Source organism: Streptomyces sp. NRRL WC-3605, from assembly GCF_001509795.1.
Lineage (GTDB): Bacteria > Actinomycetota > Actinomycetes > Streptomycetales > Streptomycetaceae > Streptomyces > Streptomyces viridochromogenes.
In genome coordinates, this window is the sequence record NZ_LLZN01000042.1 from 1 (window position 1) to 13,717 (window position 13,717).

Here is a 13,717-nt window from a genome sequence, read left to right on the forward strand (position 1 = left end):
GTGGGTTCATCGCCCTGGGCGAGGATGTCACCGCCTACGTCGAGCAGATCGATCGATGCCGGGGCCAGGTGAGACACCAGTTCTTCGAGTTGGCGGGTGTTCCCCTCGGCGCCGTGGTGTGCCGCCCTTCCTTCGGAAGGAGGTGAAGCGGCACCTCGACTCGTTCGCCGAGAAGGGTCCGGACGGGTTGGTCTTTGCGGGAGAGAAGGGAGCGGCCTTCCGGCGTACGACCTTCGGGCGGAGGTGGCGGCGGGCTCGCGAGGTAGCCGGTCTCCCGGACGGCTTCCGCTTCTACGACCTCCGCCACACCGGGCACACCCTGTCGACCCGTTCGGGCGCCACCCTCCGGGACACGATGGTGCGTGCCGGCCAGTCCTCCGAGAAGGCGGCGCTGATCTATCAGCACTCCGGACCGGCAACGGGAGGTCGCCGCCGGGCTCGACGACCTCGTACGCGCCGAGCGTGCGAAGCACCACACCGGCGACCGTGCGCACCACAGGGAGGAGCCGTCGGTGGGCTAATGGCGCGGTTGTGGTGCGGCACCCGCTCGCCGGTCTGGACAACAAAACCCCCGGGTCGATGACCTGGGGGTTTCGCATGGAGCGGGTGACGAGAATCGAACTCGCGCTCTCAGCTTGGGAAGCTGATGTTCTACCATTAAACTACACCCGCGTAAGACGCCCGATCCGGGGTAACCGGAGGGGGTGTCCGATCGCCTCGTCACTCTACCTCATCTCCGGGCCCGGGCGCTGTCGCGTCGGGGCCTGAGTGCTTTTCAGGGCGTGGACGCGACTGCGGGGCGCCGGAGTTGAGGCGTACCGTGGAGGGGTGGAAGAGGGTCCCGGGCGGGGTCGGAGTGCCGCCTGGAGGGCCGTCCCTTTGATCCCGTAATGTGGCCTCGCGTCGCCCGGCAGGCAGCAGCCGGGCGCGGCTCTTGGGGAAGGGACTCTAGGACTTGATGGAGCGCACCGTCGTCCAGTGTGCCGATGGGCACGTGTTCAGCACCGCGTCGTTCCCGATGCAGCAGGCCGACCGGCTCGGCCCCGGCCGGCTCGTCCGATGTCCCCGCTGTGCCCGGCTCCGCAGCGCGGTGCCGGTCCAGGTGGAGAAGCGGTAGCCGACGTACGGACAGGGCAGGCGTGGGGCGCGCGGACGGTGCGGTTGTGGCCGGTACGCGCGCCTTGCGTATCCTCGGGGCGTGCTTCTCTCAGACAAGGACATCCGGGCCGAGATCGACGCCGGGCGGGTACGGATCGATCCCTACGACCACTCCATGGTGCAGCCGTCCAGCATCGACGTACGGCTGGACCGGTACTTCCGGGTGTTCGAGAACCACCGGTACCCGCACATCGACCCCTCCATCGAGCAGGCGGACCTCACGCGGCTGGTGGAGCCGGAGGGCGACGAGCCGTTCATCCTGCACCCCGGGGAGTTCGTGCTGGCCTCCACGTACGAGGTCATCACGCTGCCCGACGACCTCGCCTCGCGGCTGGAGGGCAAGTCCTCCCTCGGACGGCTCGGGCTCGTCACGCACTCGACCGCCGGGTTCATCGACCCGGGGTTCAGCGGACACGTCACCCTGGAGCTGTCGAACCTCGCCACGCTGCCGATCAAGCTGTGGCCCGGCATGAAGATCGGGCAGCTGTGCATGTTCCGGCTGACCTCGCCCGCCGAGTTCCCCTACGGCAGCGAGCGGTACGGGTCGCGGTACCAGGGGCAGCGCGGGCCGACCGCGTCCCGGTCCTTCCAGAACTTCCATCGGACCCAGGTGTGAGGACGGCATGAGCGACGCCCCCGTACGGGAGAACCTGACCTACGAGCGCTTCGGCACCGCCGTCCGCGAGCTGGCACAGACCATCGCCGACGACGGGTACCAGCCGGACATCGTGCTGAGCATCGCCCGGGGCGGCGTCTTCGTCGCCGGCGGCCTCGCGTACGCGCTCGACTGCAAGAACCTGCACCTGGTGAACGTCGAGTTCTACACCGGCGTCGGGACCACGCTGGAGATGCCGGTCATGCTGGCGCCCGTCCCGAACGCGATCGACTTCACCGACAAGAAGGTACTGATCGCGGACGACGTCGCCGACACCGGCAAGACGCTCAAGCTCGTCCACGACTTCTGCGTCGAGCACGTCGCCGAGGTCCGCTCCGCCGTGATCTACGAGAAGTCCCACTCCCTCGTGAAGTGCGAGTACGTCTGGAAGCGCACGGACGACTGGATCAACTTCCCGTGGAGCGTTCTGCCTCCCGTACACAAGTCGGGGGACGTCCCGAAGGGGAACACGGAAGCCCTCTGACCGGCACCGCCGGGCGCCGGGGCCGCGCCCGGTCAGGCGGGGAAGTGACGCCACCTGCCCTCGGAGACGACCTCGACCGCACCGTCGGCGACCGTGATGGCGGTGTCGTCGTCGATCGCGTACGCGGGGTTCGGGAGGCCGGCTGCCCACTTCTCCGCCTCCGCCATGGTGTTCTCCGGCAGGTCCGGGTGATCCACGTGCGGGAAGATCGAGAAGTCGACGACGCCCAGCGCGCTGTCGTCCCCGGTGGGCGCCGTCCACTCGACGAAGTACTCGCCGATGCGAGGGGTCATCGCCATGCTCCCGGCGCTCAGCCCCACCCACACCTTCCCGCCCCACGACGGCAGCAGCTCCGCCAGGCCGGACTCCCGCATCCAGTGGGCCAGGTACAGCGCGTCGCCGCCGTTCACCAGCAGGACGTCCGCCTCCTGGACCCAGGGGACCCAGCGCTCCGCACCGATGCTGGGCAGCGCGGTGAGCTCCAGCACTCCCAGGGACTTCCAGCCCAGGTCGCACATGGGCAGGGGGGACTGCCCACTGATGAACCGCCAGGCCCCGGCAGGACTGCCCATGGGGTGCCCGTACCCCGCGGTGGGGACGCACAGGGCGTCGGACTCGGCGATCGGCTTGCCCAGCAGCCGGACGAGCGCGTCCCGGATGCTCGGGTTGGTGATGCCCGCCGCCGTAAGAAGAAGCTTCACGATGACTCCTGACACGAGTGCGAGGGAGCGGTCCGACGGGTGGACCGGGGAACACCTCGAAACTCATCGCCGGGCGGGCGGGAGGGCGGCGGATCGCCAGGGCGTCCACGTACCGGGAGCCGAGAGAAAGGGGCCCTCGCCGGCGATCGCGGCAGGGGCCCCTTCCGTGGGCTGTGGGGCTAGAAGGTGCCCAGTTTCACGATCGACAGGAGGGCGACCAGCTGGATCGCGCTCGCGCCCAGGGCCTTCGGCCAGGGGAGGTCGTGGGACTTGGAGACCATCAGGGTGAGCAGGGCGCCGCCCGCCACCCAGGTGACCCAGCCGAGGATCTGGACGAAGGAGGCGTCGCCGCCCGCGAACATCGCGACGATCAGGCGCGGGGCGTCCGTGAGGGACATGATCAGCATGGAGAGGCCGACCGTGGGCTGCCAGGCGCCGTCGCCGCCGAGCTGGCGGGCCAGGGTGTGGGTGACGACGCCCAGGACGAACGCCGACAGGACCATGGCGACGGCGGTGGTCAGGACGATCGGGATGGCGTTGGAGAGGGTCGCGTTGATCGCGTCCTCGCGTGCGCCGTCGAAGCCGAAGACCGCGAGAAGGCCGTAGAGGAACGTCACGATCAGGGCGGGGCCCCACATCGCGTAGTCCCGCATCCGCAGGAACGTCTGCTGGGGCGAGAGGATCACGCCGCGCAGCAGGTCCTTCCAGTGCAGGCGGGGGCCGATCGGGCCGGCCGGGGCCGTGCCCGCGCGGTAGGTGTCGCCCTGCGTGTACGGGTCCTCGCCGACGGAGAACGCCTGGGTGTGACCGGGGTTGTTCGCCGCGTACGGGTCGGCGGGCGCGTGCGGGTAGCCGCCGTCGCCGAAGTACTCCGGCTCGCCGTGGTTCGCGGGACCGGGGCCGTAGCCGCCGTGCCCGCCGCCGTGCGCCTGCGGCCAGCCGCCTCCGCCGCCCGAGCCGCCGTACGGCTGCTGCGGCGGCGGAGGGTAGCCGTACGACGGTCCCTGGGGCGTCTGCTGCGTGTGCGGGGTGCCGTTGTTCCTGCCGCCCCGTCCGATCCTGAATCCAGCCACGTCTTCGAACGTACCTGGTCCTGGCAAACGGCGTGCCGGGCCCCGGGGTTAGGGCCCGGCTTTGCTGCCGAGCTGTGACATCCCCTAGGGGGTGCCCCGAGGGGATGTCACGGGGGACGCCGTCAGCGGAGCATGTCCTGGCCGAGGCGCAGGTAGCCCGACGGCAGACCCAGCGAGCCGGGGCCGAAGCTGGTCGCGTTCGTCGTGGTCACGCCGGTGGCGGAGCCGCGCAGGCTGTAGATCGAGCCCGCCGGGTGGTTCTCGCCGTCGGCGCCGACGGACAGGTCGGCCCGGCCGTCGCCGGTCAGGTCGGACAGGCGGACGGAGGCGCCGAAGCGGTCGGCGGACTCGGCGGTGCCGGGGACGCCGGCCGTGTTCTGGGTGAAGGTCTTCGCGCCGGTCGCGGTCAGGCCGGCGGCGGAGCCCCGGAGCACGGTGACGCTGCCGGCGATCTCGGCGTCGCCGATCGTCTCGTGCAGGGTGCCGACGGCGAGGTCGGCGTAGCCGTCCTTGTCGATGTCGCCGAGGGAGAGCGCGTTGCCGAACCAGTCGCCTTCCTCGTCGGCGCCCGGGACGCCGGGGGTGTCCTGGTCGATCGTCGTCTGGGCGCGGGTGCTGATGCCGTTCGGGGTGCCGAGGTAGGCGCTGACGGAGCCGCCGAGGCTCTTCACGCCGTCGCCGTAGGTCGAGGTGACGATGTCGTCGTAGCCGTCGCCGTTGAGGTCGCCGGTGGCGGCGATCTCGTAGGCGCCGTTGACCAGGAGGGTCTGGCGGGTCAGGCCGGAAGGGGATCCCAGGTAGACGAAGGCGCCGTCGTCGTAGGTCTCGTCCTGGGTGCCGCTGATGACCAGGTCGTCGGTGCCGTCACCGTTGACGTCGCCTGCGGCGAGGCTCTGGGAGCCGTAGATGGAGCCGGTGTGCAGGTCGGTGGTGAGGGCCTCGCGGGACGCGGCGCCCGACGCCTTCAGGAAGCCGCCCTTGTGGATCCAGACGTCCTTGCCCGTGCTGCCGACGGCGAGGTCGGCCTTGCCGTCGCCGGTGAAGTCGCCGACGGTCAGGGACATGCCGTACTCGTCGTGGGCGGAGGGTGCGCCGTCGGGGACGGACTGGCCGCCGGACAGGCCGTTCTTGCCGCCCCAGACGATCGCGACGCCGCCGCCGTCCACGTCCGAGTCGACGTCCTCGCCGGGGCTGGCGATCACGAGGTCGGCGTAGCCGTCCCGGTTGAGGTCGCCGGACGCGAGGGCCTTGCCGAAGCGGTCGCCCTGCTCGGCGGTGCCGGGGACGCCCGCGGTGTTCTGCGTGATCATCGTGCGGTTGGAGGCGCTGATGCCGTTCTTGGAGCCGTAGGTGACGACGACGGCGCCCGCGTCGGTCTTGCCGCCGACCGGGGTGTACGGCGCCGCCGTCGCGAGGTCGCGGTAGCCGTCGCCGTTGAAGTCGTCCGCGTACTTCGCGGGCGCGGCGGCCGCCGGGGCCGCGGTCAGCAGCGGGGCGGCGGTCAGGGTCGCGGCGACGGTGGCCGTGGCGAGCGCGAGGGAGTGGAGGCGCTTGCGGTGGTGCCGGAGCATGTGAGGTCTCCTGCGGTGTCGGGATGGCCCGTGGGGGTCCGGGTGGTGGGTCGGGTCAGCCGGCCAGGACGTCGCCGAAGTAGGCGAGGCCGGAGGCGCCGCCGACCGTGGTGCTGCCGAAGGACTTGGCGCCGGTGGCGGTGACGCCGGAGGAGGTGCCGCGCAGCGTCCAGACGGAGCCGGCGCCGTCGTTCTCGCCGCGGGCGCCGGCGACGAGCTCCGCGCGGCCGTCCTTGCTGGCGTCGGTGAGCAGGACGGAGTGGCCGAAGTAGTCGTAGGACTCGGCGGTGCCGGGGACACCGCTCGTGTCCTGCGTGAACGACTTGGAGCCGGTGCCGGTCAGGCCGGAGGAGGAGCCGCGCAGGACGACGACCGATCCGGCGTCCCGCTTGCTGCCGAGGTCCTCCTCGGCGACGCCGACCGCGATGTCGGTGTAGCCGTCGCCGTTGGTGTCGCCGGCGTCCAGGCTCCAGCCGAAGGCGTCGTTCTCCTCGGAGGCGCCGGGCACGTTCGCGGTGTCCTGCGTGATGCGGACCGGCGTGCGGGTGCTCAGGCCGCCGGCCGCGCCGTAGGTCACGGTGACGGCGCCGCCGAGGCCGCCGTTGGGCTCGTCGGCGGACTTCTCCATGAAGTTGCCGGTGACGATGTCGCCGTAGCCGTCCTTGTCGACGTCGCCGATGACGGACGCGTAGCCGCCCGCGACCTTGGCGCCGGGGGTGAGGCCGGAGGCCGAGCCCTTGTAGAGGACGCCGCGGGTGCGGTAGCCGCCGCTGTACTCCTCCTGGCCCATGACGAGCAGGTCGGTACGGCCGTCGCCGGTGACGTCGCCGGAGGTGATCTGGTCGGCGTTGATGCCGGTCTGCTCGTTGGTGTCGATGCCGGTGAGCGCGGCGGCCTTGCCGGTGCGGGTCAGCGGGCCCTTGAAGATGTTCAGCTCCGGGTAGGCCAGGTTCACCGCGGCGAGGTCGGTGGCGCCGTCGCCGTCGAAGTCGCCGGTGGCCACGGACCAGCCCAGCTCGCTGCGGTACTCGGGCAGCGGGGAGGAGACGTCGGTGCCGGACGTGACGCCGCTGGCGCCGCCCCACAGCACGGTGAGGGCGCCGAAGTCGTCGGTGGAGCCGATCCGTTCGCCGTGCACGCCGACGACGATGTCGGTGTAGCCGTCACCGTCGAGATCACCGGTGGTGACGCGGTCGCCGAAGTAGTCGCCGCTCTCGGGGACGCCGGGGATGCCGGCGGTGTCCTGGCTGATGATCTGCCGCTTGCCGGTGTTCGGGCCGCTGGAGCTGCCGTAGACGACGGCGACGTAGCCGGCCTTGCTCTTGCCGGCGACCTTGGCGAGGGGCGCGCCGATGACGGTGTCGCGGTAGCCGTCGCCGTTGATGTCGCCGGCCAGGCCCGAGGGGGCGGCGGTGGCCGTGGTGGCCGGGAGCGCGGTCAGCAGGCCCGTGGTGAGGGCCGCCGCCAGCAGGACGCTGCGCTTGCGCACGGTCGGGTCCCCTTTCGAGAGGGAGGAGTTCGGGAGTGGAGAGCGGGAGCGGGGCGCGTCACCGGGCGGGACGTCGCCCGGCGATCACCGGGCCGGACGTCACTGGGCGATCACCATGCCGAAGTAGTAGCCCTTCACGGAGACGCCGACGGCGGTGATGCCCTGGGCACCGCTGGTGGAAAGGCCGGTGGCGGAGCCGCGCAGGGTCCAGACGCCGCCGGTGCCGTTCTCGCCGTCGACGCCGACGGTGAGGTCGGCCCGGCCGTCCTTGGTGACGTCGGTGAGGTCGACGGCGGAACCGAAGCGGTCGCCGGTCTCGGCGCTGCCGGGGACGCCCGCGGTGTCCTGGGTGTACGACTTCGCGCCGGACGTCTTCAGCCCGGACGCCGAGCCGAACAGGACGGTGACCGAGCCCGCGTCCTTGGCCTTGTCGATGTCCTCTCCGGGGGCGCCCACGACGACGTCGGCGTAGCCGTCGCCGTTGATGTCGCCGGTGCTCAGGGCGGAGCCGAAGGAGTCGCCGGTCTCGCCGGAGCCGGGGACGTCCGTGGAGTCCTGGTGGATGACGGTCGGCTTCTGGGCGGGGTCGGGGCCGGTCGGGCCGCCGTACCAGACGGTGATCTGGCCGCCCTTGTGGCCGCCGGGCTTGTCGGCGTCCGGGTCGGAGGAGTCGCCGAGGACGAGGTCGCCGTAGCCGTCGCGGTTGATGTCGGCGATGGAACCGTGCAGGCCGTCGGCCTGGGCGAGTTCGCCGAACTTGTAGCTCGTACCGGTCCAGCGGTAGGTGAGGACCGTCCCGCCGGGGTCGCCGTCCACCAGCATGGGGTAGACGCGTTCGGCCGCGCCGTCGCCGCTCAGGTCGCCGGCGATGACGTCGTACGTCGTGCCGACCTCGCCGACGCGCTGGTGGCTGAGCGGGCCGCCGGTGCGGGTGAACGGGCCCTGGTAGAGGTGGGTGTGGTTCTGCCCGGTCAGCGTGACGTCGACGTCGCCGTCACCGTCGAAGTCGGCGGCCGCGGCACCCCACGAGTAGCCGCCGTACTGGGCGAGGCCGGACGGCTGGGGCAGGCCCTTGCCGCCGCTCAGGCCGGACTTGGAACCCCACAGGACGGTGCCGGAGCCGACACTCACGTTGGTGCCGACGGTCTCGCCGGACGCGCCGACGACGAGGTCGGAGTAGCCGTCGCGGTCGAGGTCGGCGGCCGCGAGGGAGGAGCCGAAGAGGTCGCCGGACTCGGCGGTGCCCGGGACGCCGGTGGAGTTCTGGGTGATCACGGCCTTGCGGCTCGCGGAGAGGCCCGAGGAGGAGCCGTACAGCACGATGACGGCGCCCGCGCAGGACTGGGAGCCGACCTGGGCGCACTGGGCGGACACGGCGACGTCGCGGTAGCCGTCGCCGTTGAAGTCACCGGCCAGCTTGGAGGGCGCGGCCGAGGCGCCGGTCGCGGGGAGCGCGGTGAGGAGGCCGGTGGTGAGGGTGGCGACGAGGAGGAGGGGGCGCTTGCGCAAGGTGGGTGCTCCATGGTGACGGGTCGGGGCCGGGCCCGTGGGGACGGTGGGGGACGGGCCCGGCGTGCGGCGGGACGTCCGCGACCGTGCGGGTGACGCGGTGCGGGACGTTGGGGTCCGCCGCGGGGGTGGCCGTCCGGCTCCCCGGTCGTCGGGGAGGGCGGGCGGCCGGTGGCCGGACGTGGCTCAGGCGGCGGGGAGGACGCGCGGGCGCGCGCTTCCGGCGGCGGCCTGGGTACGGCGGACGGTGGCGCCTGCGACGACCGGGCGGGCGGTGGCGCGCACGACGACCGGACAGGCGGTGCCGCCTGCGACGACGGGACCTGCGGTGCCGCGCACGACGACCGGGCGGACCGTGCCGCGCACGACGACCGGACAGGCGGTGCCGCGCGGAGCGGCCCCGCGGCCGGTCCGTGCGGCCGCGGCCGCCGTCCCGGGGGCACGTCGGCGGCCGGCGTGCCGGCGCGGGTGCGCGGGCGCGTACGCGTGATGCATGCGGGTTCTCCTGCGGCATGCGGGATGCCCGGCGGGGCATCGCAGACGGGGCTGCGACCGGCATCGTCCACCTGGCCTTGGCCATGGCTTTACGAAGGGTCGACTCTCAGGAGACCTTCAGCCGGGCCCAAGGGTTGTATGCGCGTGCGCAGGGATTTCCGGGGCCCATCGGGTGAATGCGGACGCGCCGGCCGCTGGGCCCGCGGCGGGACGGGAAGGCCCTCGGCCGGAGCGCAGTCGCGGCGAGCAGGTCAGGAGTGTCCGATGCCGAAGTTCCTCATCCAGGCCACCTACACGGCCGAGGGCACGCGGGGGCTGCTGGAGGAGGGGGCGAGCGGGCGCCGGGCGGCGGTCGAGCAGGCCGTGTCCGGGCTCGGCGGGACGGTCGAGGCGATGTACTTCGCGTTCGGCGAGTACGACATCGTCGTGATCGTCGACTTCCCCGACGCGGCCGCGATGGCCGCCGCCAGCCTCACCGTCAAGGCGAGCGGCGCCCTGCACACACGGGCCACTCCCCTGCTCGCCCTGGACGAGCTCGACGAGGCCGCACACCGCCAGGTGCCCTTCCGGGCGCCCGGGGGGCAGGACCCCGCCGGTACCTGAGCTCGGTCGCCGGACCGGGCTCAGTCGCCGGACCGCTCGGCCAGCGTGTGGGCGACGAGCGCGTTGGCGTGCCCGTGCCCGAGGCCGTGCTCGGTCTTCAACCAGCCGACCAGCTCCATGTGCCGGGTCAGCGGCGAGGTGCGGACGAGGTCCTTCCAGTACGCGACCGGACGGCCGTACTTCTTCTCGATCGCGGGGAAGTAGGAGGCGGGGCCCTTCACCGGTGCGCTCATGTCGGTCCGTCCGTTCAGTTGGCTTGTCCTGTCGTCGATGCAGACCCGTGAGGGCTGCCGGCCTCATCGCCGTACGCCTGTGAACCGCGTCACCACGGTCACCGGATGGAGTGACATCCGCGCGGAACTCCGCGGAAGCGGCGGGAGTTCTCCTCGTGATGTGACGTGACGTGCGGGAGCGCGCGGACGACCGAGCCGACGGATACGAAGCCGAGGTGGCACGCATGGCGATGTGGGACCGGATCAAGGACCAGGCCAAGGGGTTGCAGCAGCAGGCCCAGGGCCGCGGCTCCGGCGGGCACGGGCGGCCGGGCTCCGGGTCCGGGGGCTCGAAGGCGCAGCTGGTGAGCACGCTGAAGAACCAGCTCACCTCGCTCAAGACGGAGTTGAAGAGCGGCGCGTACCGGGACGCGAGCATGGCCATGTGCGCGCTGGTGGCGGCCGCCGACGGGCACGTCGACCCGGCCGAGCGGCAGCACGTGGAGTCGCTGATCCTGAGCAACGACGTCCTGCAGAACTTCCCGTCCGAGCAGCTGCGCCAGCGCTTCAACAAGCACGTGGACCAGATGGCCGCCAACTTCCCGCAGGGCAAGGCGGACGCGCTCCAGGAGATCGCCAAGGCCGCGAAGAAGCCGACCGAGGCCCGTGCCGTCGTCCAGACCGGCTTCGTCGTGGCCGGGGCGGACGGCTATGTGGCCCCCGCCGAGGAGCAGGTGCTGCGGGAGGCGTGCGGGGTGCTCAACCTGTCGCCGCAGGAGTTCGGGCTCTGACACCGGGGAGCCGGTGACGGCTCAATCGTGGTGCGGCGGTCCCGGCATGGTCGTGAGGTCCGGTGCCGCTTCGGGCCAGACCAGCAGCAGCGGGCACGGGGCGTGGTCCACGACGAAGCGGCTGGCGGGGCCGAGGCTGTGCGGGCCGAGCCGGCTCCGGTCGCCGTCGCGGGCCAGGACGAGCAGCTCGGCGCCGTCCGCCGCCGCGACGACCTCGCGTTCGACGCGGCCGGTGCGCTCGGTGCGGGTGCAGGGCCGGCCCAGCCGTTCGGCGGCGGCGCCGAGGAGGGTCTCGGCGGAGGCGGCGGCGAGGTGCTCGACCCGGGTGCCCGGGTCGCGTTCGGGGTGGCCGCGGCCCAGCAGCCCGGCGAACGCGCCGTGCGCGGCGTCGGCCACGTCGTCCCCGGTGACGTGCAGCAGGACGATCTCGGCGTCCTCGGGTGCGTGCCGGCGCGCGGCGTCCACGCAGGCCGGCCAGGTGCCCTCGACGATCCAGACGACCACGGCCATCGGCTTCATCCTCCTCCGATCACGGCCAGTGAGGCCCACAGTGCCACCACGGCGGCGCACAGGCTCGCGGGTACGGCGTACAGGCCGAGCCGGGTGAACTCCCCCAGCCGTACCTCGGTGTCGTGGGCGTGCACGATACGCCGCCACAGCAGGGTGGCCAGAGACCCCGCGTAGGTCAGGTTCGGCCCGATGTTCACGCCGAGCAGCACCGCGAGGACGGCGCCGGGCCCGGACCCGGCGGTCAGCGGCAGCAGGACCAGGACGGCCGGCAGGTTGTTGATGACGTTGGCGAGGACGGCGGCCAGCACGGCGAGGCCGAACAGGGCGGCCAGTCCGGTGCCGTCGGGCACGAGGCGCCCGAGAGCGGTGTCGAGTCCGTTGTCCACGACCGCGCGGACGACGATCCCGAGGGCCAGGACGAACGCGAGGAACGGCACGGACGCGGCGTTCAGCAGCGCCTTCGCGGTGGTGCGGCGCCGCAGCAGGGCCCGCACGGCGAGCACGGCCGCGCCCGCCAGGGCCGCCCAGGCCGGGTCGACGCCGACGGCCGAGGTCACGACGAACCCGGCCAGGGTGCAGGCCACCGTCACCAGGGCGAACAGCGGCAGTTCGGGTGCGTCGCCACCGGACGGGGCCTGCGCGCCCGCGTCCAGGTCGGTGGCGAAGAAGCGCCGGAAGACGGCGTACTCGACGGCGATGGCGGCCAGCCACGGCAGTGCCATCAGCGCGGCGAACCGGGTGAAGGTCAGCCCGCTGGCCGCGAACGCCAGCAGGTTGGTCAGGTTGGACACCGGCAGCAGCAGGGACGCCGTGTTGGACAGATGGGTGCAGGCGTAGACGTGCGGTTTCGGGCGGGCGCCGAGCCGGGCGGCCGTCGCGAACACGACGGGGGTGAGCAGGACGACGGTGGCGTCCAGGCTGAGCACGGCCGTGATCGCGGACGCGGCCAGGAACACCTGGCCGAGCAGCCGGCGGGGCCGGCCCGCCGCCGTCCGCGCCATCCACGCCCCGCACGCCTGGAACAGCCCCTCGTCGTCGCAGAGCTGGGCGAGGACCAGCACGGCCGCGAGGAAGCCGATGACCGGGCCGAGGCGTTCGGCCTCGTCCAGCGCGTGGGCGGGGGAGAGGGCACCGGTGGCGACGACCAGCGCCGCGGCCGGCACGGCGGTCACCGCCTCGGGCAGTCCGAAGGGACGGACGACGGCACCGGCCAGCACGAGCACGAGCAGGGCCACGGACAACGTCTCCGCGAGCGAGGCGTTCAGCTTCCGGTCCTTCCGGGTGGGGCGGAGGGTCCGCCGGTCACGATCTCGCCGCACGGTACTCCGCGCGGACGGCCCTCCGTCCGTCCCACCCCCTGCGCCCGGCCCGATCCCGACCGGGCGGCTCACCAGGGGTTCCCGGATCTCGTCTGCCAAGGGCTGTCCCTCAGCCGCGCTCCGCCGCCTCGCGGGTGGGCACCACCCTCTGCGGAACGTCCCCCCGCGCCGACGGGGACGCCGTCGTCTCCGCCGTGGGCCGGGCCGCCGCCTCGTCCCGCGGCGCGCGCGTCACATCTTCCCGCGTGCCCTCGGTGGGCACGGAGGGACCCGTGCGCGCCGGGGGCGACACCGGGGTGCGGCTCGGGGACGGCCCCGTGCTGGGCGTCGGCAGCGGCACCGGGGTCGCCGGTGCCGAACGGCCGCCCGTGGGAGGCGCGAGCGGCGGCGCCGGGGTCGTCGGCGGGTCCGCGCGCTGCGAGGCGAACGGCAGGGCGGCCAGCAGCGCCACGGCACAGGTGACGCCCACTCCGGCGGCCGTACGCGCCAGGCGCCGGCGGGACGCGCGGCGGCGGATCGCCTCGTAGCGGCCGGGCGGCGGGGCCAGGTGCTCGGACGGCGGGCGCAGGACGACGACCAGGGGGTCGTCGTCGGCGAGGGCGCGGCCGTCCGGTTCGTCGCCGTCAATGCGAGTGGTCAAGGCTTCTCCTCAGGTGGACGCGGAGCAGTTCGCGGGCCGCGTGCAGGTCGGCCTTGACGGTTCCTTCCTTGCGCCCGGTCAGCACGGACACCTCCCGGATCGGCATGTCAGCGTAGTAGTGGAGAAGGATGGGGATGCGCAGTCGTTCCGGCAGGGACTGCACCAGCAGCCGGACCGACGGGTCGGCCTGTTCGGGGTGCGGGGCGACGGCGGCCTCCGTGGTCGCGCGGCGCACGGCCCGGCGTTCGCGCTCCAGTTTGCGCCAGTGGTCGCGGACCAGGTTGGCCGCGGTGACGTAGAGGAAGCCGCGGGGTTCCTCGACCCGGTTCCAGCGGGCCCAGAGCCGGGTGAAGGACTCCGACGCGATCTCGTGCGCCGTCTCGTCGTCGTCGACCAGCCGGCGGCACCAGCCGGCCAGACGGGGGTAGAGGGCGGCGAACAGCTCGGACGCCGCCTCGTCTCGGGACCGTTTCAACGCTCTCCATGGTCGGGCCGGCGACCGGGTGC

General features: G+C 72.9%; 15 protein-coding genes, 1 tRNA gene and 2 pseudogenes. 5 read left to right on the plus strand and 13 right to left on the minus strand.

Features of this window, described 5'->3' with window-relative positions:
* Positions 1-119: pseudogene (locus ADL34_RS35565) on the minus strand (DUF1152 domain-containing protein); the annotation flags it as partial.
* Between ADL34_RS35565 and ADL34_RS36590 the strand changes: the two are divergent.
* A pseudogene (locus ADL34_RS36590) lies at positions 119-521 on the plus strand (site-specific integrase); the annotation flags it as partial. The pseudogenes ADL34_RS35565 and ADL34_RS36590 sit on opposite strands and share 1 nt — an antisense overlap.
* Positions 522-598: 77 nt before the next feature.
* Here the strand turns inward: ADL34_RS36590 and ADL34_RS09005 are convergent.
* Positions 599-672, minus strand: a tRNA-Gly gene (locus tag ADL34_RS09005).
* Between the two features lie 526 nt (positions 673-1,198).
* Here ADL34_RS09005 and dcd point away from each other — a divergent pair.
* Together dcd and ADL34_RS09015 are read left to right on the plus strand one after the other, a co-directional pair.
* A complete protein-coding gene (dcd, locus tag ADL34_RS09010) occupies positions 1,199-1,774 on the plus strand; it encodes a dCTP deaminase (RefSeq protein WP_055621172.1) in 576 nt (191 codons plus the stop codon).
* A gap of 7 nt (positions 1,775-1,781) precedes the next feature.
* Positions 1,782-2,297 carry a phosphoribosyltransferase gene (locus ADL34_RS09015; RefSeq protein WP_062672974.1) on the plus strand — a complete coding sequence of 172 codons (516 nt, stop codon included), beginning with the start codon at positions 1,782-1,784 and terminating at the stop codon, positions 2,295-2,297.
* A gap of 32 nt (positions 2,298-2,329) precedes the next feature.
* On the opposite strand, the gene ADL34_RS09020 is transcribed toward ADL34_RS09015, so the two are convergent.
* The 6 genes from ADL34_RS09020 to ADL34_RS09045 all read right to left on the minus strand — a co-directional run bounded on the left by ADL34_RS09020 (position 2,330) and on the right by ADL34_RS09045 (position 9,135).
* Positions 2,330-2,998 carry a Type 1 glutamine amidotransferase-like domain-containing protein gene (locus tag ADL34_RS09020; protein WP_062672976.1) on the minus strand — a complete coding sequence of 223 codons (669 nt, stop codon included), beginning with the start codon at positions 2,996-2,998 and terminating at the stop codon, positions 2,330-2,332.
* 179 nt (positions 2,999-3,177) lie between these two features.
* The gene (locus ADL34_RS09025; protein ID WP_062672978.1) at positions 3,178-4,071 is read right to left on the minus strand and encodes a Yip1 family protein; all 894 of its coding nucleotides are present in this window, start codon (positions 4,069-4,071) and stop codon (positions 3,178-3,180) included.
* Positions 4,072-4,193: 122 nt separating this feature from the next.
* The gene (locus ADL34_RS09030; protein WP_062672981.1) at positions 4,194-5,642 is read right to left on the minus strand and encodes an FG-GAP and VCBS repeat-containing protein; all 1,449 of its coding nucleotides are present in this window, start codon (positions 5,640-5,642) and stop codon (positions 4,194-4,196) included.
* A gap of 55 nt (positions 5,643-5,697) precedes the next feature.
* Entirely contained in the window at positions 5,698-7,131 is a 1,434-nt protein-coding gene (locus ADL34_RS09035; protein ID WP_062672983.1) for an FG-GAP-like repeat-containing protein, read from the minus strand.
* A gap of 99 nt (positions 7,132-7,230) precedes the next feature.
* Positions 7,231-8,640, minus strand: a complete 1,410-nt coding sequence (locus ADL34_RS09040; protein ID WP_062672985.1) for an FG-GAP-like repeat-containing protein — start codon at positions 8,638-8,640, stop codon at positions 7,231-7,233.
* Between the two features lie 186 nt (positions 8,641-8,826).
* Entirely contained in the window at positions 8,827-9,135 is a 309-nt protein-coding gene (locus ADL34_RS09045) for a hypothetical protein (protein ID WP_062672987.1), read from the minus strand.
* Positions 9,136-9,399: 264 nt separating this feature from the next.
* Between ADL34_RS09045 and ADL34_RS09050 the strand changes: the two genes are divergently transcribed.
* The gene (locus tag ADL34_RS09050) at positions 9,400-9,738 is read left to right on the plus strand and encodes a GYD domain-containing protein (RefSeq protein ID WP_062672989.1); all 339 of its coding nucleotides are present in this window, start codon (positions 9,400-9,402) and stop codon (positions 9,736-9,738) included.
* A 20-nt stretch (positions 9,739-9,758) separates the two neighbouring features.
* Here the strand turns inward: ADL34_RS09050 and ADL34_RS09055 are convergent, their stop codons facing one another.
* On the minus strand, positions 9,759-9,971 hold the full coding sequence (locus ADL34_RS09055) for a DUF4287 domain-containing protein (protein ID WP_062672991.1): 213 nt from the start codon (positions 9,969-9,971) through the stop codon (positions 9,759-9,761).
* Positions 9,972-10,195: 224 nt separating this feature from the next.
* On the opposite strand from ADL34_RS09055, the gene ADL34_RS09060 reads away from it, so the two are divergent.
* Positions 10,196-10,741 carry a tellurite resistance TerB family protein gene (locus tag ADL34_RS09060; RefSeq protein ID WP_062673040.1) on the plus strand — a complete coding sequence of 182 codons (546 nt, stop codon included), beginning with the start codon at positions 10,196-10,198 and terminating at the stop codon, positions 10,739-10,741.
* Between the two features lie 21 nt (positions 10,742-10,762).
* On the opposite strand, the gene ADL34_RS09065 is transcribed toward ADL34_RS09060, so the two are convergent.
* From ADL34_RS09065 to ADL34_RS09080, 4 genes are all read right to left on the minus strand, one after another.
* Positions 10,763-11,251, minus strand: coding sequence for a universal stress protein (locus tag ADL34_RS09065; protein WP_062672993.1), 489 nt, complete (start codon positions 11,249-11,251; stop codon positions 10,763-10,765).
* Between the two features lie 5 nt (positions 11,252-11,256).
* Entirely contained in the window at positions 11,257-12,516 is a 1,260-nt protein-coding gene (locus ADL34_RS09070; RefSeq protein ID WP_062673042.1) for an SLC13 family permease, read from the minus strand.
* A 163-nt stretch (positions 12,517-12,679) separates the two neighbouring features.
* Positions 12,680-13,210, minus strand: a complete 531-nt coding sequence (locus tag ADL34_RS09075) for a hypothetical protein (protein ID WP_062672994.1) — start codon at positions 13,208-13,210, stop codon at positions 12,680-12,682.
* Positions 13,194-13,685 (minus strand): RNA polymerase sigma factor, encoded by a 492-nt coding sequence (locus ADL34_RS09080; RefSeq protein ID WP_062672995.1) that lies wholly within the window; start codon positions 13,683-13,685, stop codon positions 13,194-13,196. The genes ADL34_RS09075 and ADL34_RS09080 overlap by 17 nt, the downstream gene beginning before the upstream one ends.
* Positions 13,686-13,717: the final 32 nt, after the last annotated feature.